The sequence below is a fragment of the Marinobacter halotolerans genome, from assembly GCF_008795985.1.
Classification (GTDB): domain Bacteria; phylum Pseudomonadota; class Gammaproteobacteria; order Pseudomonadales; family Oleiphilaceae; genus Marinobacter; species Marinobacter halotolerans.
This window is the reverse complement of record NZ_VMHP01000002.1, coordinates 745,991-767,076: the sequence shown is the minus strand read 5'-3', so window position 1 is coordinate 767,076 and position 21,086 is coordinate 745,991. Positions and strand designations below refer to the sequence as shown.

Here is a 21,086-nt window from a genome sequence, read left to right as displayed (position 1 = left end):
TTTCAATCGCTGTAACAGAAAACTACATGAAAACAGCTCCCGGTTACCCCTTCCTTGGATTCCAGACAACCTTCTTCTCACCCTTAAGGAACGCGCTCGTTGCCTTGTAGGAAGCAATGTTCAGAAGCATGAAGTAATACGGTATCGAGTAGGCTGCGGATAAGCATCTGCCCTCTCCTTCCCGCTTGTGTCCTGTCCAGGCCAGTGCGGCAAAGACAACCAAGCCGATGGCAGCCAGCGTGTAAATACCCCGCGTAGGGGCCAGCAACAGGGTACTAACGGCCAGGGTGAACAGTGGCACGAAGGCGGTGTAACGCAGCAGCTTATGGGAGATCAATTGCCAGGCGAAAATCGGGTCCCGGAATGGGTTCATCAAGTGGCGCATGTTTTTGAGGGCCCAGAGTGCCCGCAGGCTGACGCGCACCCGCATGCTGAATTCGCTTTCACTGTCGTTTAGGGCTTCTTCTTTGAGCAGTGCTTCCGGTTCGTAAATAACGCGGTAACCCTGTTCCACCACTTTCAGCGGTTGTACAAAATCCGGCAATTGATCTGCGTTCAGGGGTTGATAGAGCGTTTTGCGCATACCGTCGATGCCGCCATCCACACCCACTACTGAGCCGACACGGGTTTCCTGCTGGCGCAGCCAGTTTTCATATTTCATGTAGGCGCTGCAGCCATCCCCCACCAGGGAGCCGTCCTCGTTGACATAGACCATTTTGCCGGTGACATAGCCCACCTGCGGGTCGGCAAAGTTGCTGCACAGCCTGTTGACGGCCTGGGTATCCCATTGGGAGTTTGCGTCTGAAAACAGCAGGATATCGCCGGTGGTTTCCGGAACCAGGGTATTCAGGCCAGCGGTCTTGCCCTGCCGGGGTACCTGACGAAACAGCCGGACACTGGAGCGCGCACCGTTGGCTATGCGCTCTACGATCTCGTCTGTGCCATCGCTGGATTCGTCCGAGATCACCAGCACTTCCAGCTTTTCCGGCGGGTAGTCAAGCGCCAGTTTGTTCTGCAGGGTAGTTTCGATATCCTTTGCTTCGTTGTAGGCCGCAATCAGGATGGAGACCTTTGGCTGGTATCCGAGGGTGGCGTTTACGGGCCTGGGCCGCGCAGAGGAAAGCATTCTGGCCAACAGTGGATAGCCAAAATAGATGTAAAACAGGAGCAAAAACGATACCCAGAACAGAAGCACTAGCATGGTGATGCGGATTCCACCTTCTGTTCGCTAACCCTGGCCGACCCTTCCCCTTCCAGTAGTTGCAGGTTTTTGAGTACGTCACCCATGGCGGTGAACCGGAAGTGCCCCAGCAACTGGTCCAGCCTGTGCTCACAAACGTCCAGATTGTTGTAGTGCCGGAAGCGGGAGAACCACTTTACGTCCAGCCGCGGCTGTTCCGGGTCTACTTCCCATGGGTGCAGGTAGAACACGAAGGGCTGTCCCTGGCGGTTGATACTTCCCAGGCCCCAGCGGCTGAACCAGTAAGGAAACAGCCGGAAATAGCCTCCACCAGCAATGGGCAGCGTGTAACCGGGGAATTTCAGGGTGCTCAGGGGGAACTCGGCCAGTTCGTGGCCCTGGTCGGTCTTCAGCCTGTGTGGCCACCGCGGGGTACCGGGCATGCCGTAGCGGTCATGGTGTACCGGGAAAATCGAGGAATCCCACACGAAGCCTTCTTCGGCGAGTATATCCAGGGCCCAGCGTGACTGGTTGGTGATGGAGTAACTGGCTGCGCGGTAACCGGTAATGGGCTCGCCGGTGATGTCTTCCAGAATCTGCTTGGAGCGGCGAGTTTCGTCGCGGAAAACCTCTGGTGTCTGGTTGTAGATCAATTGATGGCTGTAGCCATGACTGGCCACTTCATGGCCAGCTTTCTGAATATTCCGCACCAGTTGGGGTGACTTTTCTGCCACCCAGCCCAGGGTAAAGAAGGTCGCCCGGGTATTATGTCGGTCCAGCAGTTCCAGCAACCGGTTGGTGTTGGCCTCTACCCGGTATTCCATGGAATGCCAGTCTTCACGACGCACGGCCTCAGCCAGTGCAGCAACCTGGAAGTAGTCTTCCACATCGATGGTGAGTGCGTTGTCGATTTGGTCTGCCATGAGTTCAATACCTTGTTAAAGTCGCTGGCCCGTTAACGGAACCGGTATCCTACTGAAATCAATACAAAGGACTCGTCATATTCCCGACTGCTGACATCACTGGTTTTGCGTTCATGGCCCAGCTGACCTGAGAAGCTGAGTTCGCGACTTGCCTGATAACTGAGGCCCACACGCACATTGGCTGTTGCGTCATCCGATTGGTTCTCTTCGAAGGTTAGATAACGATACCCGAGGCGGGCATTGCCACTGAGCCGTCCGGTGATGGGCCTCGAGTAACCGAGGTTGAGCCCCACCTGCTCTTCCAACTGATCGCTTTCAAGCTGGTCGGATTGGTTAGCAAACACCTCAATATTCAGGTTGCCCTGGTCCGAAAAGCTTTTAGTCAGGCCGGTCGCAACGGTCGTTGTCTCAACGGAAATGCTTTCGTTAAAACCGAAATCAAATTCTCCAAACTGGATATCAATGTCGGAGGTGCGGTCCGTAAGTTCGCGGGAAGCGCGGATATACCAGCGGGTGCTGGGGTTCAGCGTTCGCGTCAATTCTAGCTGACCGACAAGTCCGTCGCTCTTCTGTGAGACGTTCCCTACCTCGGTTTCGATTTCACTGACGCCAATGGAGCCTGAAAATGACGTGGTCGCCCACTGTTTGCTGGATGTAAGCCGAACTGTCTGGACGTTTACCTCAGCCCCGGTATCAAGCTCGGTGCTGGTGTAAGACCCGCTGACACCGCCGGTCAGTGTGGGGCTGAACAGATGGGACCATGCTACCTGGCCCACGTATCGCTCGCTGTCCGTTTCTTCCGGTTCTTCGAACTCGGTGTCTTCATAACGACTGCTGAAGGTAACGGTATCAAGTGTTCCCAGGCGCCAGACGTATCGGGGGCCGGTACTAAACACGTTTTTCCTAGTGCGGTTCGCCGGGGTATCGCTCTGAGTGCTGTCCTGGCGAACCTCACGCAGGTTGTTATCCAGGTCCCAGTAGAAACCGGGGGACAGTTCGCATTCGCTGTTCAGGTTCATGTTGGCGTTGGTTTCGTTATCAAACGACTCGTCCAGCCAGATGGAGTAACCAACAGTACCGGAAAAAGTGGCGTTGCACCTTCCGGGGTCGGATTCGTAGACAGCGGTTAGTGAGGTGGTGCTCTCAAGGTCACTCTGTTCGTTTGTCGGTGTTTTTGCTGCATTGTCTGTAAAACGAGCGGACTGGTTGCCGCTGATTCGCAGCTGTGCATGGGTACTCAGTGGTGCCAGAATCAGGAGGCCGGCGAGTAGCACTGTCAGCCTGCGCCGGAGCGTCCCTGCCCCGATTGACCTATCCATTGATAACGGCTCCTACGAACTTATCCGGATCAAAGGCCCGAGCCGCAGTCTCCACGGACGCACTGGTGATTTTCCCATGGGGCACAACGAGCATGGAATAGTCACACAGGTCCCCGAGAATGCGGGCATCCGGTGAATCGCTGATGGGCGCGGTATCCAGCACAATAAAACGGTCGGGATAACGGCGACGAATGGCTTGCAGGAACTGCTTCATACGGAACGAAGTGAAAAACTCTGAGGCATCTTCCCGTTGGCTGCCTGCGGGCACCAGCCGAAGGCGTGGTATGCCTGTCGGGTAGATGATTTTGCCGATATCGTAATCCGAATCTTCCAGGAAATCGGTCAGGCCGGTTTCCGCCGCAAGGTCCAACTGCGAGTGCAGCGTGGGGTTGCGAAGGTTGCAATCGATAATCAGTGCTGTTTTGGACTGATCAAAAGCAAACGCCGCTGCAAGGTTCAGAGCCATGAAGGAGGTACCCGCACCCTCGCTGGTGCCGGTTACGACCATGGTAAAGTTGTTCCCCCCCGAGAGTTCCAGCAGCTTGGTCCTCAGGTGACGGAACCGGTTAACCAGATCCCGGTTGCGGGATTCGGGATAGACAATACGGCGCTCGTCCAGATCGTCAGGGGTCAGCCTGCGTGGCTCCTGCATCTTGACGATCTGTTTGCTGATAACGTACTTGTCAACAGCGCCCGCGCCTAGCTCCAGCGAACTGGGCACCAGCATGCGCGAATCATCGCCATCAAGGTATGATCCGTTATGTTGGGGGCGCCGATCCAGATTGCTATCGTCACGCAGCTTCAGTTCCGCGCTGTCCCGCGTTTCGCCGTCCTCCGGCTCCTGTTGCTGGTCACGCGCTTTATCGAAAATGCCTTCTTCAACATTTTTACTTGAACCGGTTCTGCCGTGTTTATAGTCCACCATTAAATAACTCCCAACAGCGCAGCCGCTGCGATGCCAACGTATGCGGCTACTGATACTACGGCAAATACAGAAATGGTGACGGTCACCCAACGGTCCCGACGTTTCTCGTAAGGGGTGCGCACTTGCGGAATTTCCGCGAGTACTGGCAGGCCCACGTCTTCCTCAAGTTGCTGGCGGGCGCGTACCCGCGGATCAATCTGAAGCAGGCCGGCAATGGCACCGAAAGGTGCGAACGCGCCCAGGAAAATGCCGGCGAGCGCGAACATCGGAAACTTAACGCCGGAAGGCTGAGTGGGGTACTGGGCCGATTCGTAGATTTCATAGTTAAGGCCCTGACCCTCGATATCCAGGTGCATGGAAACTCGTGCTCTTTCCCTGCGCTTCAGCAGATCGTTGTAGATCTGGGTATTAACTTTCATATCCCGGGTTATTTCCGAGTACTGGGTTTTGTTTTCCTGTATCCGGTCCATCCGCTGTTCCTGTTCTGCGATCAGACGCTGGAGCGAATTAATGCGGGTTGTGGTGGTCTCGAGGTCTGCCCGTGTTTTCGACAGAGAGGAGCGAATGTCCTGATAGATAGGGTTTACGACTTCCTGGCCAGAGACAGCTTCGCTAACGCCTTGTCCTTCTTCCAGAGCCCTCTCCCTCTGTTTACGCAGCTCCGCGATCTGCTCTTTAAGGATCACAATGTCCGGATAGGTATCGAGATAGCGCAGCCTGAGATCGTCAAGCTTCGCCTCCATATCGCTAATTCTTTGCTGATAAGCATCGGCGGTTCTGCCCTGGCGGAGCGTTGGATCGATATTGTTCAGTTGTTCCTGAAGCGACTCAACTCTTGCCTGCAGCTCCGTTCTCTCCAGCTCAGCCAGTTCCAGTTGAGACTTGAGATTGCCCATTCTGGTTCGTGCTTCTTCTTCTGTTCCTTCTTTATTTTCCGAGAGGAAGTTCTGAAGCCTTTGTTCTACCTGGGCCAACTGCTGCTCATAGCTTTTTACCTGCTTGTCTATGAAATCATAGGCGCTGCGGCTTTCAACGCGCTTCTTCTGGGAGCTTTCCGATATGAACAACTGGCCGAGGCGCTGCGCAATACGAAATGCCTCAGCAGGCGACTCCGACACATAACCAATCGAGAAATAACCTCCGCCGACCCGGCTAACTTCCAGATTGGCGCGCAAGGCCCCTATGCGTGATTCGATCGTTGCCTGATCGACGGTCTGAGACCCCGAACCCCAGATACCGGGGTCGGTCGCTACCTCTGTCAAAGCGTCCCTGTTGGACAGTGTTTGCCGCGCAGAGGAGACCTGATCACTGACCTTTGTGGTAATTGCGCTGCCTTCCATAAGCGGCCGGATGATGTTCTGGTCATCGACAAAGATCACAACTTCAGACTTGTACTTGTAAGGCCAGACAAAACCGGCAGCGAGCACCACAAAGCTCACAATCACAAACGCCAGGAATACCTGCCATTTGCGGGAGCGGATTTCCCTGAGAATTTCTACCGGTAAACTGGATAGTGGCAATGCCATATTCGAATACTCACACTAATGTTCACCCGGGGGGGGTGCGGAACGTTACTGGTTTCATTAACGGATCAGAAGCTTCGTTCCGGCACAGCAAGTATGTCTCCTGGACGCATTGCATAATTCGTTTCAATGTCGCCTTTATTCAGAATGTCATCAAGCCGGACCGGAATCGCGACGACTTCCCCGCCCATCGGTCGGTAGAGCATCGCATCGTTTGCGGCTGCAAACTGGTTTCCACCGCCCGCAGTCAGGTACATATCGAGTACCGTCATTCCAGCACGATGCGGCACGGACAAGGGGCTCTTGACTGCGCCGGTGACTCTTACACGATCAATGTATTCATGGCTGCCCATGCTGGTTACCACAACACTGACCTGCGGCTCCCGAATATAGCCGGACAACCCAGTTTCTATCTGGTCTGCCAGGCCTTCTGGCGTCTCACCAGTTGCGTGCACATCACCGATCAGGGGTACCGAGATTTTGCCGTCGGGGCGAACTGGCACTGAAATACTCAGATCCGGGTTACGCCAGACAGATACGCGCACAACGTCAGTCGGCCCTAAAATGTACTGGTCGACGCTGTTGGTTGTCTCCAGGTTCAGAGCCTGCTGGATTTTCTCGCTTGAGGAGGGGGAGTTAGTGGCACAGCCGGCAATAAAAGCTACCGCTGCCAGGGACATCAGCAGCCCCCAACGTGAATACTTCGATGACATTGTCAATCCTCTCTGGTTCCGTGTCTGTTTCCATGTCTCGGGGAGAGCTGGTCCCGAAACTACCTTGATCCCTTCTTGAACAATACCACTTCTACTGTCTGAATTATAACCAGCAAATCAAGAAGCAGGCTCTGATTCTTGATGTAGTAGAGGTCGTATCTCAGCTTTTCCCGGGTGTCTTCCTCATTGTCCGCATAGGCGAAGCATAATTGTGCCCAGCCGGTCAGCCCGGGTTTGACTCTGTGGCGTTCAGTATAAAAGGGGATCTTTTCCGAAAGCCGCTCGACAAACACAGGGCGCTCAGGCCTGGGGCCCACAAAAGCCATACTGCCATTGAGCACGTTGAAGATCTGCGGGAGCTCATCGACTCTGACCTTGCGGATAAACTCACCTACTTTGGTGACCCGCGCATCGTTCTTGCTTGCCCATACGGCGCCGTCTTTTTCCGCATCAGTAATCATGGACCGGAACTTGTAAACGTTGAATACCTTGCCGTTCAGTCCGACCCGCTCCTGGCTGTAAAGCACCGGGGCTTTGAGCCCGTCTTCTATTTTAATGGCAATAACGGTAAGCAGCATCAGCGGAGCACCCGCCAAAAGCAGCACCGAAGCCGAAAGAATGTCCAGTGAACGCTTTCCAATCCCGAATACCGAAGACACGGTGAAGCCGTCAGAGAACACCAACCAGCCCCGGGTGACCATTTCCAGGGCCACCTTGCGGGATTCGCGCTCATAGAAGGTGGCGCCATCGACGATTTTTACGCCTTCCATCTTGCACTCCAGAAGGTCTTCCATCGGCAGGCCTTTGCGGCGGTCGTCCACGGCGACCACGATTTCGTTTACCGGGTACTTGAGAATGTACTGGTGAATGGTTGTGGGAATATTCAGCAAGCTTTCCCGGGCCACTTCCACGGGCTCGTCCGGCAGGGCAACAAAACCTGAAAGCGTGAAACCTTTGCGGTTAAAGGGCGTTTTGAGGTCTTCCAGGATCTGCCGGGCCCGGAACCCGGCCCCGAGTACCAGCACCTTGCGTTTGAACCGTTCCTTGCCAGCAGTGGCGAAGAAAAGCGAGCGCACGGCGCCAAGCAGAAACACGCCGAACACGGTGCCGGTCGTCAAAACATTGCTGGACCCCAGGTACCAGAGCCAGTCAGAGGCCACCAGATAACCGAAACCACATAATGGAATGCCCACGATCAGGGACATGATGGTGCGCAACATCATGCCCGACATACCGTCTTCGATACGGGACTGATGAACACCCAGGGAGATCATCACCAGCAGGTTGAAGAGCCCGAACACCGCCGCGGATGGCAGCACAAACTGAAGATTTTCGCCGAAAAAAGACAGATCGCCGAAATATTTGAAGAAAACAGCCAGAGCAAAGGCGAAGACCAGGACCAGAAAGTCGATCAGGCCAAGAATGACATAAGGAAGATGTATGTAGTGTCTGAACAGTCTGACGTGGGCCACGTCAACTCCTTGTGCTATTCACAATAAGATCAGACGCATCCGATGCGTCCAGCTACAAACTTTGTGGATAGCAGTTTACTGCAATTTACGGTTGCGGCAACCGCCGCAACGACAACTTAAAGCCTAACCGCACATAAATAAAACCGACAACCCGGATTCCTTCCGGGTTGTCGGTGGATTTTACAGCCTGATATCAGGCCTGCTTGCGCCTGCGGGACAGGCCCAGACCGGCAAGGCCAAGACCCAGCAGAGCGAGGGTACCTGGCTCGGGTACGCTTGCGTACTCGATCTTCTCGATGTAGCCGCCTACCGAATCAACAGGGCCAACATGGGAAACTGCAAACCATTTCGACTCAACACTGCTACCCAAAGAATCCAGCACAGTTAACAGCTCCAGTCCGAATCCACTATCCTGGGGGGCTGTGTTGCCCATGATCGAGGTGTAATTTTTTCCGTCATTGGAAAAGAACACATCAAACACATCGCTTGCATCTGAGGTGAAGAAATCCTGGTGGCTATTGTTGCCAGGGCTCACATTGCCCGGATTTCCATCATCGCCTGCGTTCAACCAGACTTTCGTGAGGCTTACGATGCTCTTGAAGTCAAAAAACAGAACCTCGTCGTTGTTGACGTTATTATTAAGACTGCCTTCAAAGTTGTCACTATCACCAGTCAAGCCCGATTCGACACCAAGACCACCATGTGCCGGACCGGTATCCCTCCAGACCTTTACGTTATCGCCTGTTGTTATGTCCGTGTCGCGATTGAAGGAAACACCGTCCGCCAGATTCTTGTTGGAATAGCCAGCGCTTACCGAAAAATCCGGGTAATAGAGTGTCGGTGACTTCACCTCTACCCCATAGTCAGTCGGGTCGCCCGGCAGAAAGTAGTTTTTTTCATCAAACTTGATTTCCGCTCCCGTTGCACTCAGAGAAAAAGTGCTTGCGACAACCGCTCCCATTAACAAACCGATGGATCTGTTCATCCTTTTCACCTCTGCATGACGTCTTCTTTGTGGGTGGTCAAAGCCCCCGTCCTTTTGGGAAAGCCTTGCTCTCGACAAGCCAGATAGCAACCCGCATGCCATCGCTAGAAAAGGCTTCGATTTCACCTGGTTAATTTTCGACCAAACATTTCATGAAGAGCTTCTGTAAAGGATGTTGACACACCACTTTTGAGCCAGACCGGCGATGTTCCAGGCGAGGAGGGCTTATATTCTTAAACCCAGAATCATTTATTGAAGAATTTTGAAGACACTGCAGCCCTCGACTCGGCACCGAGCAATAACAGCAGCGCGGTTCTGATCGGCTCTTACGATGCAAAGCATCCTCTGTCACAGCAAACTGAAGAGTTCGGGGAGCCGCTGGACTGGTTCTGGCCCTTCGCCGCAAAGTCTGATTTCAGGCTCAGGCACTCTCATTGAGAAAATTCCACTGCGGTAGGTTTTTTGTTTTCTAGAGACTTAACGACAACAAACCAACTAAAGAAAGGCCTACCCATCTCCCATCCGGGATACCTGACAAGTCATCGTGAGCATGAATTGTGTCGATAATTTTTACAGATATAACGACAAAGCAACCACAAACAGACTTAAATCCCTTAGGGGTCTCTACTTTATAAAATCTGGCATAAAACTCGCAGCGCCTTACCCCAGGGGCGATGCCCGAAAAATTTCAGCAATCGCCACAAACAAGCTTTTGGGAGAAATAACATGAAGGTCAGAACAACGTTGGCGGTAGCTGCCCTGGGATTAGGCTTTTCCGCCTTTGCAGCAGCCACACCGATCGTTTCCGGCGGTGGAACAGCATCATGCGAACTGGGCGCAGCGTTTGGCGGATCGGCTGGCGATTCGTGTACGTTGCAAGAGGTAGATGCACATCCCTCATGGGCACCGGAGAACAATCCTTATGAAGGATCCGTGTGGGTTTCCTACGACGACACCGGCTATCAAGGGGATGTTCTTGCTCCAAGGGCTGGCAGCGCTGAAAATTCGGACGGTAAACAGTCAATCATGAAGGTAACGGAGACCTTCACACTTTCTTCCAGCGGCCTGCTGGATTTCTGGATCTGGACCGATGACACATCTGATTTTTATTTTGATGGAATCCTGATCAAGGGAGCCAACTTCACTCAATCCACCTGCGCCAATGGCCCGATTGGATGCGAAGTTGACGAAGGCTATAACTACAACACTTCACTCGGTGCAGGAACCTATTCCATCGAGATGGTGTCCTATCAAGTCGGCTCAGGCACTGATACAACGTCTAACCCATTCGGTTTACTGTACTCCGGCAAGATTACTGAAGTACCAGAGCCTGGCACACTGGCTTTGCTGGGTCTCGGCCTGGCAGGACTTGGGCTGGCTCGCCGGCGCAAAGCCTGATTCCAGCTCTAGCCACTGCGGTTACAAAACCCCACTGAGGTGGGGTTTTTACGTTATGTTCCAGTGAGCTTAAATCACAAATAACCCCACGAACTCATTCACCGATATTTGCTCAAGCACCCCCCCACGACAGGCTTCCAGAATGCGCTCGCAGTGCTGCGGCGGGAACCGGGTTCGCAGGTTGGCGGCGAATTTCGCTTCCAGCTCTCGCCTGCCCTCCTCTCTGCGCCGGCGGTCGATTTCAGGGTAGGTCTGGTGGAACCCGTCTTCGTGATGTTCAGCAGTTGGCGAACCGAAGATGATACGAATAGCGCATGCAAATCAATGTGACATTCGTGAAGGTGTGCATTCATGTCGACATTATTTACACATACAACAAACTTTTATTTGGAAAATAACCTACGTTACTGATTTCACCTTGTTAATGTAGTCTTGGATCAATAATTGCCCCATTTGGAATGAATCCATTGCAAGCAACACGGACGGAGAACCAACATGTTTTTTTCTGCTAACCGAACAGGCCCAACATTTCTTCTCACGGCGGTCCTGGCAGCATCTCCCAGCATCGCGATGTCGACTCTACTCTTTGAGAGCAATAACCTCGATCGCACTTTTAATGTTGGAGGAAATCAAGGAATCATTTCGTTTTTCGAGGTTGACCAAAGAACCAACCTGACCAGTTTTTCTATTGAGTTTGACCTTTCCGAGAATGCCGACGTCAATTTTGTGATCTATGACGTTGATCAGGGACCAAACTCGAACAGTGGGACCTTGCTGTACCAAGGGGAGAAGTCTTTCGCGGACGATGGTTTGACGTTCAAACAGTCAGATGCACTGTCGCTGTTCCTGGAAACAGGCAAGACATACGGGCTTGGCTTAACGACAAATATATCGACACGTGTTTCTTATTACTTCAGCCAGGGTGGCAAAGAAGAAAACGGTATCCGTTCACTGGAAGAAAACCAGAATTTAACCGGGTTTTCTTTCCCTGAATTCAACTCTAGTGGCAGCATCGAAATAAGGACACAAATATTCGGCAACCAGGACGCGCAGGAAGAGACACCTCCCACGGTTTCCGTTCCCGAACCGGGTACATTGGCGATGTTCAGCCTCGGTTTAATTGGACTGGGAGTCCTTCGCCGAAAAAAATCCAGCTGAAATGTTTTTTGGTAAGGGTCCCCGATAAGCTCGGGGATTTCTCGAATGCTCAACGGTAATCCCCCCCAAAAAAAAGCCGCAGTTCGGGATTCCGGGTCAGGATTATGCGTTCCAGTGAGCTTAAATCACAAATAATCCCACGAACTCATTCACCGACATTCGCTCAAGCACCACTCCCCCACGGCAAGCCTCCAGAATGCGCTCGCAGTGCTGCGGCGGGAAACGGGTCCTCAGGTTATTTGCGAATTTCGCTTCCAGCTCCGGCATGCCTTCCTCTCTGCGCCGGCGGTGTCCGATGGGGTACTCCACAGCTACCTGATCCGTGCTGCTTCCATCAGTGAAAAACACCTGTACAGCATTGGCGATCGAACGTTTGTCCGCCTCCAGATATTCCTGGGTGTACCGGGGATCTTCCACGACTTCCATCACGTCCCGAAGGCGATCGATTTCCGGATGGGTCTGGTGAAATTCGTCTTCATAGTGTTCAGCGGTTAGCGAACCGAATATCAGCGGGACGGCCGTCATGTATTGCAGGCAGTGGTCCCGGTCCGCCGGGTTGGCCAGCTTGCCCTGCTTGGAGATGATGCGGATGGCGGATTCGTGGGTGGTGATCACGATCTTCTGAATCTCATCAAGCCGGCCCTTCACCTGGGGGTGCAGCTGAACAGCCGCTTCGGCCGCGGTCTGGGCGTGGAACTCTGCTGGAAACGAAATCTTGAACAGGATGTTCTCCATCACGTAGGAGCCGAAGTCCTGTGGTAAAGAAAATTGACGCTTGTCGTCCGGCTTCAGCTTCTGGTCTTTGTTGGTCTTGCTGAACAATACATCGTAGAAGCCCCACTGGGGCGCGGTCAGGGCACCCGGTACGCCCATTTCGCCCCGCATGGCCATGTCCGCAAGCCTTACCGCCCGAGAGGTTGCATCACCAGCCGCCCAGGATTTACGGGAGCCGGCGTTGGGCGCATGCCGATAGGTTCGCAACGACTGGCCATCCACCCAGGCGTGGGACAGGGCGGACAACATCTGGTCGCGGTTGGCGCCCATGAGCTTGGCGCAGACGGCCGTAGAGGCCACCTTCACCAATACCACGTGATCCAGCCCGACGCGGTTAAAGGAGTTTTCCAGCGCTAGCACGCCCTGGATCTCGTGGGCCATGATCATGGCTTCCAGCACTGATTTTACGGTGATTGGCGCGTAGCCCTCCGCAATGCGCTTCTGGGAGAGATGGTCCGCAACCGCCAGAATGCCGCCCAGGTTATCCGAGGGATGCCCCCACTCTGCTGCCAGCCAGGTGTCGTTGTAATCCAGCCAGCGAATAATACAGCCAATGTCCCAGGCGGCTTTCACTGGGTCCAGTCGGAACTGGGTGCCTGGCACTCGCGCGCCGTGGGGAACCAGCGTGCCTTCCACGAGTGGCCCCAGATGTTTGGTGCATTCCGGGAAGCGCAGGGCCAGCAGCCCGCAGCCAAGGGTGTCCATCAGGCAGTAGCGGGCCGTGTTCCAGGCTTCCTCACTGCTTATGCGGTAATTAAGGGTGTAATCGGCGATTTGCTGGATCACCTGATCGTAATCAGGGCGTTGGTTCTGTTCGGCGTTGGTGGTCATACGCTGGATACTCCTGCGATTGGCACTACTATCAGCCTAGACTATTTGGCCGCTGAGTTCAGCGAACCCAGATACGTCGGTTTTATTTACACTTCCTGGAGTAGCTTGACCAGGAAACCCCCTAGAGCCATGTTTTAAATAGATTTATTTTCTTGGCTTCAAACTTGCTTAGACGACTGGGTTGGTAGTATCCCCATGAAGTCAACGGAGTAAGTTATGAAAACATCCCATCAAATCCTCGCCGGCGCCGCCCTGAGCCTTTTTGCCAGTGTTGCCTCTGCGACCGTGATCATCGACGGTTCCACACAGGGTTATTACAACAATAATCTGGGCGATCTTTATTCAACCTACGATGGATCAGACCCGGTTTATTTCCCTGCACCAAACGTTTCTGAGGGTGACCCGCTTCAAAATCCGCTGAGCGAGCCGACTCTGGATTCAACCCCAGCGCTGGGCAACTGGCTGACCGATCCTGCGAATCTCTCGGCTAATTGGTCAGGATTGATGGACATTCCCGCTACATGGACCGTGAACCACGAGACTGCGATCATCTATGAGTTCGAACTCACCGAGTCTGCCACAGTGACGGTTGATATCGGAATCGACAACGGAATCTATGCCTGGATCAACGGCGGCTACGTTTTTGGTGCCATGGCACCCGGTGGCGACTTCGCTGGGGAGTATTCGTTTGGAACAACCCTGGGCGCTGGCACCCACTACCTGCAGCTGCTTAGAGAAGATCACGGCGGCCGTACCGGCTTCAGCATCACCGCCACAGCGGTTCCGGAGCCAGCAACCCTGGCCCTGATGGGGCTTGGCCTGCTGGGCCTCGGCCTCTCACGCCGCAAGGCCTGAGATTTCATGGCTACAACAAAAACCGGGGCAACTGCCCCGGTTTTCCGTACCACTTAAACAAAACCAATCTGCATCACGCCGCCCTGCGCGACATACCTCTCACACTCAGAAGCCCTGTCAGGCCTAGCGCAAAAAGCGCCAGAGTGCCGGGCTCAGGAACGTCCACAACCAGAGGTTCCACACTCAGTTCAACATAGTCAAATGCGGTGTAAGGCTCCCTTGGAGCGTCGAAGTTTACAGCTACCTCGCCACCCCAGATGCCACTGCCAGTGTTTGTGAACACGTCATAGAAATCCAGAGTGGCGAATGCGCCCTGAATCAACCCATCGTTGGAGCTGTTGTTCTGCGGAGTGACGCCAATTGTTTTACTGCCAGACGCAAAAACAAAGTCGATAGCGGCCGGAGTAACGTCATAGTCCGCGAAGACCATGTTAAAGAAGATGGGTGTCCCAGCCAAAATGTCTGACTGTGATACTTCGAAAAGGAAAGAGAAACCAGGCTGGTTTGGCAGGCTTGTGGACGAACCCGCAGGGAAAGTACCTCCGCTACCTGACGTTCCATCGTTTGCGTTATACACCTGGTTGCTCGAGGAAGACGAATCGTAACTGGTGGACAGGCTGATATCGGTAAACTCTGTGCCCTGGGTTCCCGTATCTGTAAAACCAGTGCCTGACACAGACTCCCCATTACGATTATCGAAATCGTCACCGGAACCGGTCGCAACGGTGCTGTCGCCATTGTGGCTGGGCAAGACATCCGTAGGACCCAGATGGCCATCTGAATTCCGATCGGCTGCGCCACCATCACCGGTGAGGCTCGCGAAATTGGGGTCAGCGTCATAGCCAAACCCGTCGTTGTCACCGATCCTGATTTCTGAAAACGGCACAGCGGCTGCACTGCCGGCAAAGAGGCTGAAACTAACCGCTGCGGCAAGTTTTTTTGCGTTGTGATTCATCATTGTCACTTCCTCCGTGATTTCCATTGATGAATTCTTCACAACGCAAAAACCAAACCAGATAAAGGAAAGCGCCCTATGTCAGATATTTACAAAGCAGGCGTTTTATTCACCTGTTAAAAAATCTGACGCGGGAATCCGCACCGAGCCCTCCATCAAAATCCGGGCACTTCGGCTCATGATCGCCTTCTTCACCGCCCAGTTACCGTCAGTGATCTCTGCCTCTGCGCCTACTTTCAGGGTTCCGGACGGATGACCGAACACGACTTCAGTGCGGTCCCCGCCACCGGCGGCGAGGTTCACCACGGTTCCGGGAATGGCTGCGGCGGTGGCAATCGCCACGGCGGCGGTTCCCATCATCGCGTGATGGAGTTTGCCCATGGAGAGCGCCCGCACTAGCAGGTCCACGTCGTCTGCATTGATCTGTTTGCCGCTGGAAGCCTGGTAATCGGTCGGTTCCGCGACAAACGCAATCTTCGGCGTGTGCTGCCGGCTTGCTGCCTGTTCGATGTTGTCTATCAGACCCATTCTTACCGCACCGTGGGCACGAATGGTTTCAAATGTCTCCAGCACGCCCGGGTCGTTGTTGATGTCCTCCTGCAATTCGGTGCCTTTGAAGCCGATGGCTTCGGCGTTGAGGAAGATGGTGGGAATGCCGGCGTTGATCATGGTCGCCTGCAGCGAGCCCAGGCCGGGCACTTCGAGATCGTCGATCAGGTTGCCGGTGGGGAAAATGGCGCCCTCGCCGTCCGCCGGGTCCATGAATTCCACCTTGATTTCTGCCGCCGGGAAAGTCACGCCGTCCAACTCAAAATCGCCGGTTTCCTGCACTTCGCCGTTGGTGATGGGCACATGGGAAATGATCGTTTTGCGAATATTGGCCTGCCAGATACGTACCGTGCAGGTGCCGTTCTCCGGAATGCGGTCCGGGCTAACAAATCCGCCGCTAATGGCAAAGGCCCCGACAGCGGCGCTCAGGTTGCCGCAGTTGCCGCTCCAGTCGACGAAGGGTTTGTCGATGGAGACCTGGCCGAACAGGTAGTCGACATCGTGGTCCGGCTCGGTAGGCGCCGCCAGAATCACCGCTTTGCTGGTGCTGGAGGTGGCGCCGCCCATGCCGTCGGTGTGTTTCTGGTAGGGGTCAGGGCTGCCGATGACCCTCAGAAGCAGTTCATCCCGCGCTTTGCCGGGCTGCTGTGCAATCTCAGGTAAATCCTGCAGGCGAAAGAAAACGCCTTTTGACGTGCCGCCGCGCATATAGGCGGCGGGGATTTTTATCTGGGGTTTCATGCCGCTCCCTCCGACTGGAGGAAATCTTCGGCAAAGCGCTGCAGCACACCGCCCGCCCTGTAGATCGACACTTCCTCCGCCGTATCCAGCCTGCAGATTACCGGCACGCGTTCGGATTCGCCGCTCGCACGGTGAATGGTCAGTACCAGTTCCGCCCTTGGCGACACGGCGCCTTCCACATCGAAGGTTTCGGTGCCATCGATTTTCAGCGTATGGCGCGTGGTGCCCTCCTTGAACTGCAGCGGCATCACGCCCATGCCCACCAGGTTTGTGCGGTGGATGCGTTCGAAGCCTTCTGCCACGATGGCTTCCACACCCGCCAGGGCGACGCCCTTGGCGGCCCAGTCGCGGGAGGAGCCCTGGCCGTAGTCGGCGCCGGCGATGATGATCAACGGCTGCTTGCGGTCCATGTAGGTTTCAATGGCCTCCCACATGCGGGTGACCTTGCCTTCCGGTTCGATCCGCGCCAGGGAACCCTGCTTCACCTTGCCGTTTTCATCCCGGACCATTTCATTGAACAGTTTCGGGTTGGCAAAGGTGGCGCGCTGGGCTGTCTCGTGGTCACCACGGTGGGTGGCGTAGGAATTGAAGTCTTCCTCCGGCACGCCCATTTTGTGCAGGTATTCACCAGATGCGCTGTCCATCAGGATGGCGTTGGACGGCGACAGGTGGTCGGTGGTGATGTTGTCCGGCAGCACGGCCAGCGGGCGCATGCCCTTGAGGGCCTTCTCGCCTACCATGCCGCCTTCCCAGTATGGCGGGCGGCGGATGTAGGTGCTCATGGGGCGCCAGTCGTAGAGCGGGTTGCTCTTGGCCTGCTCTTTCTTCGTGACATCGAACATCGGGATGTAGGTGCTGCGGAACTGCTCCGGTTTGACGCTGGCTTTCACGATGGCGTCGATTTCCGCATCGTCCGGCCAGATGTCTTTCAGGGTGACGGGCTTGCCGTCCTGATCATATCCCAGAGCGTCTTTCTCGATATCGAAGCGGATGGTGCCGGCGATGGCGTAGGCAACCACCAGCGGCGGCGACGCCAGAAATGCCTGCTTGGCGTAGGGGTGAATCCGCCCGTCGAAGTTCCGGTTGCCGGACAGTACCGCGGTGGAGAACAGGTCCCGGTCCATGATTTCCTGGGCGATCTTTGGATCCAGGGCGCCGCTCATGCCGTTGCAGGTGGTACAGGCGAAGGCCACTACGCCAAAGCCGAGGTCTTCCAGCTCGGACATCAGGTTGGCTTCTTCCAGGTACATCTTGACGGTTTTGGAGCCCGGTGCCAGGGAGGATTTCACCCAGGGCTTGCGGGTCAGGCCCAATTTGTTGGCGTTGCGGGCGATCAGGCCGGCGGCCACCATGTTTCTGGGGTTGGAGGTGTTGGTACAGCTGGTAATGGCCGCGATGATCACCGCGCCATCGGGCATTTTGCCCTCTTCCTGTTCCCAGGCGCCGGCAATACCCGCTTTGGCCAGGTCGGAGGTGGGCAGATGGGCATGGGGATTGGACGGGCCAGCCAGTGTGCGCTCCACGGTGGACAGGTCAAACGTCAGCACCCGCTCGTATTCCGCGGTTTTCAGGCTGTCGGCCCAGAGCCCGGTGTGCCTGGCGTATTTTTCCACCAGCGCCACCTGGTCGTCTTCCCGACCGGTCAGCTTCAGGTAGTCGATGGTCTGGTCGTCGATGAAGAACATCGCTGCCGTGGCGCCGTATTCCGGCGTCATGTTGGAGATGGTGGCGCGGTCGCCCACGGTCAGGCTGTCGGCGCCTTCACCGTAGAATTCCAGATAGGCGCCAACTACCCGTTCCCGGCGCAGGAATTCGGTGATAGCCAGTACCATATCGGTGCTGGTGATGCCGGGGCGGAGCTTGCCTTGAAGTTCCACACCCACGATGTCCGGCAGGCGCATCATGGAGGCGCGGCCGAGCATGACGCTTTCCGCTTCCAGCCCGCCGACACCGACCGAAATGACGCCCAGGGCATCCACCATGGGCGTGTGACTGTCGGTGCCCACGCAGGTGTCAGGATAGGCCACGCCTTCCCTCGCCTGCACTACCGGCGACATCTTCTCAAGGTTGATCTGGTGCATGATGCCGTTGCCGGGGGGAATCACGTCCACATTCTCGAAGGCGGTTTTGGTCCAGTTGATGAAGTGGAAACGGTCGTCGTTGCGGCGGTCTTCAATCTGACGGTTCTTCTCGAACGCGTCTTTCTCGAAGCCGGCGTGCTCCACGGCCAGAGAGTGGTCCACAATCAGCTGGGTGGGTACAACCGGGTTGACCTTGGACGGGTCACCGCCCTTCTCGGCGATGGCATCACGCAGCCCTGCCAGGTCCACCAGTGCGGTCTGGCCCAGGATGTCGTGGCACACGACGCGAGCCGGGTACCAGGGGAAATCCAGGTCGCGCTTGCGCTCGATCAGCTGCTTCAGTGAGTCCGTCAGTACCTCGGGATCACAGCGGCGCACCAGTTGCTCCGCCAGGATTCTGGAGGTGTATGGCAGCTTGTCGTAGGCGCCGGCCTGGATGTCTTCTACGGCCTGGCGGGTATCGAAATAGTCCAGGTCGGTGCCTGGCAGGGGTTTGCGGTAATTCGTGTTCATGGACGTTCCTCAATCGGCACCCACTTCGAGTCCGCCGGGCCGGTGTAATCGGCGCTGGGGCGGATGATGCGGTTGTTTTCACGCTGCTCTTTGACGTGGGCGGTCCAGCCGGACACGCGGGACATCACGAAGATGGGCGTGAACAGCTCCGTGGGAATGCCCATGAAGTGGTAGGCCGAGGCGTGGAAGAAGTCTGCGTTGCAGAACAGTTTCTTTTCCCGCCACATGACTTCTTCACAGCGCTCGGAAACCGGGTACAGAACCGTGTCGCCGGTTTCTTCTGCCAGCTTTTTCGACCACTGCTTGATGATGGCGTTGCGCGGATCGGAGTCCTTGTAGATGGCGTGGCCGAAGCCCATGATCTTTTCCTTGCGCTCCAGCATGCCCAGCAGGCCTTCTTCGGCTTCGTCCGGGGTTTTGAACTTCTGGATCAGGGCCATGGCGGCTTCGTTGGCACCACCGTGCAAGGGGCCTCGCAGGGTGCCGATAGCGCCGGTCACACAGCTGTGGATATCAGACAGCGTGGAGGCGCACACCCGGGCGGTGAAGGTGGAGGCGTTGAACTCGTGCTCGGCGTAGAGGATCAGCGAGACGTTCATCACCTTCTCGTGCAGTTCGCTGGGCTTCTTGCCGTGCAGCAGTTCCAGGAAATGGCCGCCGATGGAGTCCACATCGCTTGCCGTGTCGATGCGTTTGCCTTCGTGGGCGAAGCGGTACCAGTAGGTGATGATGGCCGGAAACAGCGCCAGCATGCGGTCGATGCGGTCGTCCTGCTGGCTGAAGTCGGTTTCGGTTTCCAGATTGCCCAGCATGGAACAGCCGGTGCGCATTACGTCCATCGGGTGGGCGTCTTTGGGGATATGCTCAAGAACGGATTTCACCGCATAAGGCAGTTCCCGCATTCTGATGAGCTTGCGCTTGTAGTCATCCAGTTCCTTGCGATTTGGCAGTTTGCCCCGCAGTAACAGGTAGGCAATCTCTTCGAACTGGGCTTTTTCCGCCAGGTCGGCAATTTCGTAACCGCGGTAGGTCAGGCCTGCGCCGCTTTTGCCGACGGTACATAGGGCAGTTTCACCCGCCACCTGGCCGCGGAGGCCTGCGCCGCTGAGTTTTTTTGCTTCAGCCATTGTTGTCTCTCCCTCGTTATTTCTGTCCGGGTTGTCGGATTACGCCTGCGGCTAATCCGACCTACGGTGTTTCCATTGTGTTTGTAGGTTGGATTAGGCGAAGCCCTAATCCAACACAGACTTCAGCCTTTGCTCTGCTGGAACAGCTGATCCAGCTTCTGTTCGAAATCGTGGTAGTTCAGAAACTCGTACAGCTCGTTGCGGGTTTGCATCAGATCCACCACGTCTTTCTGGTCGCCTTTGTCGAGTATGTTCTGGTACACCGTTAGCGCCGCTTTGTTCATGGCACGGAAGGCGCTCAGCGGGTACAGCACCATGTCGGCGCCGGCCTCGGCCAGCTCTTTCCGGTTATACAGCGGTGTGGCACCGAATTCCGTGATGTTTGCCAGAATGGGCACGTCGAGGGCTTTGGCGAATGCCTTGTAATGCTCAAGCTCGGTCACCGCTTCGGCAAAGATGCCGTCGGCGCCGGCTTCGATGCAGGCTTTGGCGCGCTCGATGGCTGGCTCCAGGCCTTCTTTCTGGAAGGCATCAGTCCGGGCCATGATGAAAAAGTCGTCGTTCTCACGGGCATCCACAGCGGCCTTGATGCGGTCGACCATTTCGTCCTGGGAGACGATTTCCTTGTTCGGCCGATGGCCGCAACGCTTCTGTGCCACCTGGTCTTCGATATGGACAGCAGCCGCACCGGCCCGTTCCATCTCGCGGATGGTACGACCGATGTTGAACGCGCCGCCCCAGCCGGTGTCGATATCCACCAGCAGCGGTACGTCAGTGGCTGCGGTAATCCGACGGACATCTTCGAGCACATCGTTCATGGTGGTGATGCCCAGGTCCGGCAGGCCGTAGGAGGCGTTCGCAACGCCGCCGCCGGACAGGTAGATGGCCTGGTGGCCGACTTTCTCGGCCATCATGGCGGCGTAAGCGTTGATGGTGCCTACGATCTGCAGGGGGTGGTTGTCTTTCAGGGCTTTGCGGAAGCGGGCGCCGGGGGTGAGTTTTGTGGACATGTTGTTGCCTCTCTCTGATTTGAATTCTGGTGTTGGATTAGGCGAAGCCGTAAT

The 21,086-nt window shown here is 55.6% G+C and carries 16 protein-coding genes and 1 pseudogene; 3 read left to right on the top strand and 14 right to left on the bottom strand.

The genetic code is table 11. From position 1 onward, the window contains the following. Nucleotides 1-43 precede the first annotated feature (43 nt). From FPL19_RS13860 to FPL19_RS17670, 8 genes are all read right to left on the bottom strand, one after another. Nucleotides 44-1,201, bottom strand: a complete 1,158-nt coding sequence (locus FPL19_RS13860) for a glycosyltransferase family 2 protein (protein WP_150913202.1) — start codon at nucleotides 1,199-1,201, stop codon at nucleotides 44-46. Continuing rightward, on the bottom strand, nucleotides 1,195-2,103 hold the full coding sequence (locus FPL19_RS13855) for an XrtA system polysaccharide deacetylase (RefSeq protein ID WP_150913200.1): 909 nt from the start codon (nucleotides 2,101-2,103) through the stop codon (nucleotides 1,195-1,197). Before FPL19_RS13855 ends, FPL19_RS13860 begins: the two co-directional genes overlap by 7 nt. A gap of 32 nt (nucleotides 2,104-2,135) precedes the next feature. Next, nucleotides 2,136-3,422, bottom strand: a complete 1,287-nt coding sequence (locus FPL19_RS13850) for an outer membrane beta-barrel protein (RefSeq protein WP_150913198.1) — start codon at nucleotides 3,420-3,422, stop codon at nucleotides 2,136-2,138. Further along, nucleotides 3,415-4,347 carry a P-loop NTPase family protein gene (locus FPL19_RS13845; RefSeq protein ID WP_225314431.1) on the bottom strand — a complete coding sequence of 311 codons (933 nt, stop codon included), beginning with the start codon at nucleotides 4,345-4,347 and terminating at the stop codon, nucleotides 3,415-3,417. Before FPL19_RS13845 ends, FPL19_RS13850 begins: the two co-directional genes overlap by 8 nt. Next, nucleotides 4,347-5,873 carry an XrtA system polysaccharide chain length determinant gene (locus FPL19_RS13840; RefSeq protein WP_150913196.1) on the bottom strand — a complete coding sequence of 509 codons (1,527 nt, stop codon included), beginning with the start codon at nucleotides 5,871-5,873 and terminating at the stop codon, nucleotides 4,347-4,349. Before FPL19_RS13840 ends, FPL19_RS13845 begins: the two co-directional genes overlap by 1 nt. A gap of 65 nt (nucleotides 5,874-5,938) precedes the next feature. Then, complete coding sequence (locus FPL19_RS13835) at nucleotides 5,939-6,583, bottom strand: XrtA/PEP-CTERM system exopolysaccharide export protein (RefSeq protein WP_150913194.1); 645 nt, start codon at nucleotides 6,581-6,583, stop codon at nucleotides 5,939-5,941. Nucleotides 6,584-6,642: 59 nt separating this feature from the next. Beyond that, nucleotides 6,643-8,055 carry a TIGR03013 family XrtA/PEP-CTERM system glycosyltransferase gene (locus FPL19_RS13830; RefSeq protein WP_150913192.1) on the bottom strand — a complete coding sequence of 471 codons (1,413 nt, stop codon included), beginning with the start codon at nucleotides 8,053-8,055 and terminating at the stop codon, nucleotides 6,643-6,645. Nucleotides 8,056-8,248: 193 nt separating this feature from the next. Then, nucleotides 8,249-9,166, bottom strand: coding sequence for a PEP-CTERM sorting domain-containing protein (locus tag FPL19_RS17670; RefSeq protein ID WP_225314430.1), 918 nt, complete (start codon nucleotides 9,164-9,166; stop codon nucleotides 8,249-8,251). Between the two features lie 1,191 nt (nucleotides 9,167-10,357). Between FPL19_RS17670 and FPL19_RS17855 the strand changes: the two are divergent. Both FPL19_RS17855 and FPL19_RS13815 read left to right on the top strand, forming a co-directional pair. Then, nucleotides 10,358-10,438 (top strand): annotated as a pseudogene (locus FPL19_RS17855) (PEP-CTERM sorting domain-containing protein); the annotation flags it as partial. A gap of 495 nt (nucleotides 10,439-10,933) precedes the next feature. Further along, nucleotides 10,934-11,596 carry a PEP-CTERM sorting domain-containing protein gene (locus FPL19_RS13815; RefSeq protein ID WP_150913190.1) on the top strand — a complete coding sequence of 221 codons (663 nt, stop codon included), beginning with the start codon at nucleotides 10,934-10,936 and terminating at the stop codon, nucleotides 11,594-11,596. Nucleotides 11,597-11,716: 120 nt separating this feature from the next. Here FPL19_RS13815 and prpD read toward each other — a convergent pair whose 3' ends face one another. Further along, nucleotides 11,717-13,201: a 2-methylcitrate dehydratase gene (gene prpD, locus FPL19_RS13810; RefSeq protein WP_150913188.1), complete on the bottom strand. Its 1,485-nt coding sequence runs from the start codon at nucleotides 13,199-13,201 to the stop codon at nucleotides 11,717-11,719. A 216-nt stretch (nucleotides 13,202-13,417) separates the two neighbouring features. On the opposite strand from prpD, the gene FPL19_RS13805 reads away from it, so the two are divergent. Further along, complete coding sequence (locus tag FPL19_RS13805; protein WP_150913186.1) at nucleotides 13,418-14,056, top strand: PEP-CTERM sorting domain-containing protein; 639 nt, start codon at nucleotides 13,418-13,420, stop codon at nucleotides 14,054-14,056. 73 nt (nucleotides 14,057-14,129) lie between these two features. Here the strand turns inward: FPL19_RS13805 and FPL19_RS13800 are convergent, their stop codons facing one another. The 5 genes from FPL19_RS13800 to prpB all read right to left on the bottom strand — a co-directional run bounded on the left by FPL19_RS13800 (nucleotide 14,130) and on the right by prpB (nucleotide 21,032). Further along, nucleotides 14,130-15,014, bottom strand: coding sequence for a PEP-CTERM sorting domain-containing protein (locus tag FPL19_RS13800; protein WP_191965282.1), 885 nt, complete (start codon nucleotides 15,012-15,014; stop codon nucleotides 14,130-14,132). A gap of 102 nt (nucleotides 15,015-15,116) precedes the next feature. After that, nucleotides 15,117-16,301, bottom strand: a complete 1,185-nt coding sequence (prpF, locus tag FPL19_RS13795) for a 2-methylaconitate cis-trans isomerase PrpF (protein ID WP_150913182.1) — start codon at nucleotides 16,299-16,301, stop codon at nucleotides 15,117-15,119. After that, nucleotides 16,298-18,895 carry a Fe/S-dependent 2-methylisocitrate dehydratase AcnD gene (gene acnD, locus FPL19_RS13790; protein WP_150913180.1) on the bottom strand — a complete coding sequence of 866 codons (2,598 nt, stop codon included), beginning with the start codon at nucleotides 18,893-18,895 and terminating at the stop codon, nucleotides 16,298-16,300. Before acnD ends, prpF begins: the two co-directional genes overlap by 4 nt. After that, a complete protein-coding gene (gene prpC / locus FPL19_RS13785; protein ID WP_150913178.1) occupies nucleotides 18,892-20,022 on the bottom strand; it encodes a bifunctional 2-methylcitrate synthase/citrate synthase in 1,131 nt (376 codons plus the stop codon). The genes acnD and prpC overlap by 4 nt, the downstream gene beginning before the upstream one ends. Before the next feature lie 122 nt (nucleotides 20,023-20,144). Further along, nucleotides 20,145-21,032, bottom strand: a complete 888-nt coding sequence (prpB, locus tag FPL19_RS13780) for a methylisocitrate lyase (protein WP_150913176.1) — start codon at nucleotides 21,030-21,032, stop codon at nucleotides 20,145-20,147. Between the last annotated feature and the right edge of the window lie 54 nt (nucleotides 21,033-21,086).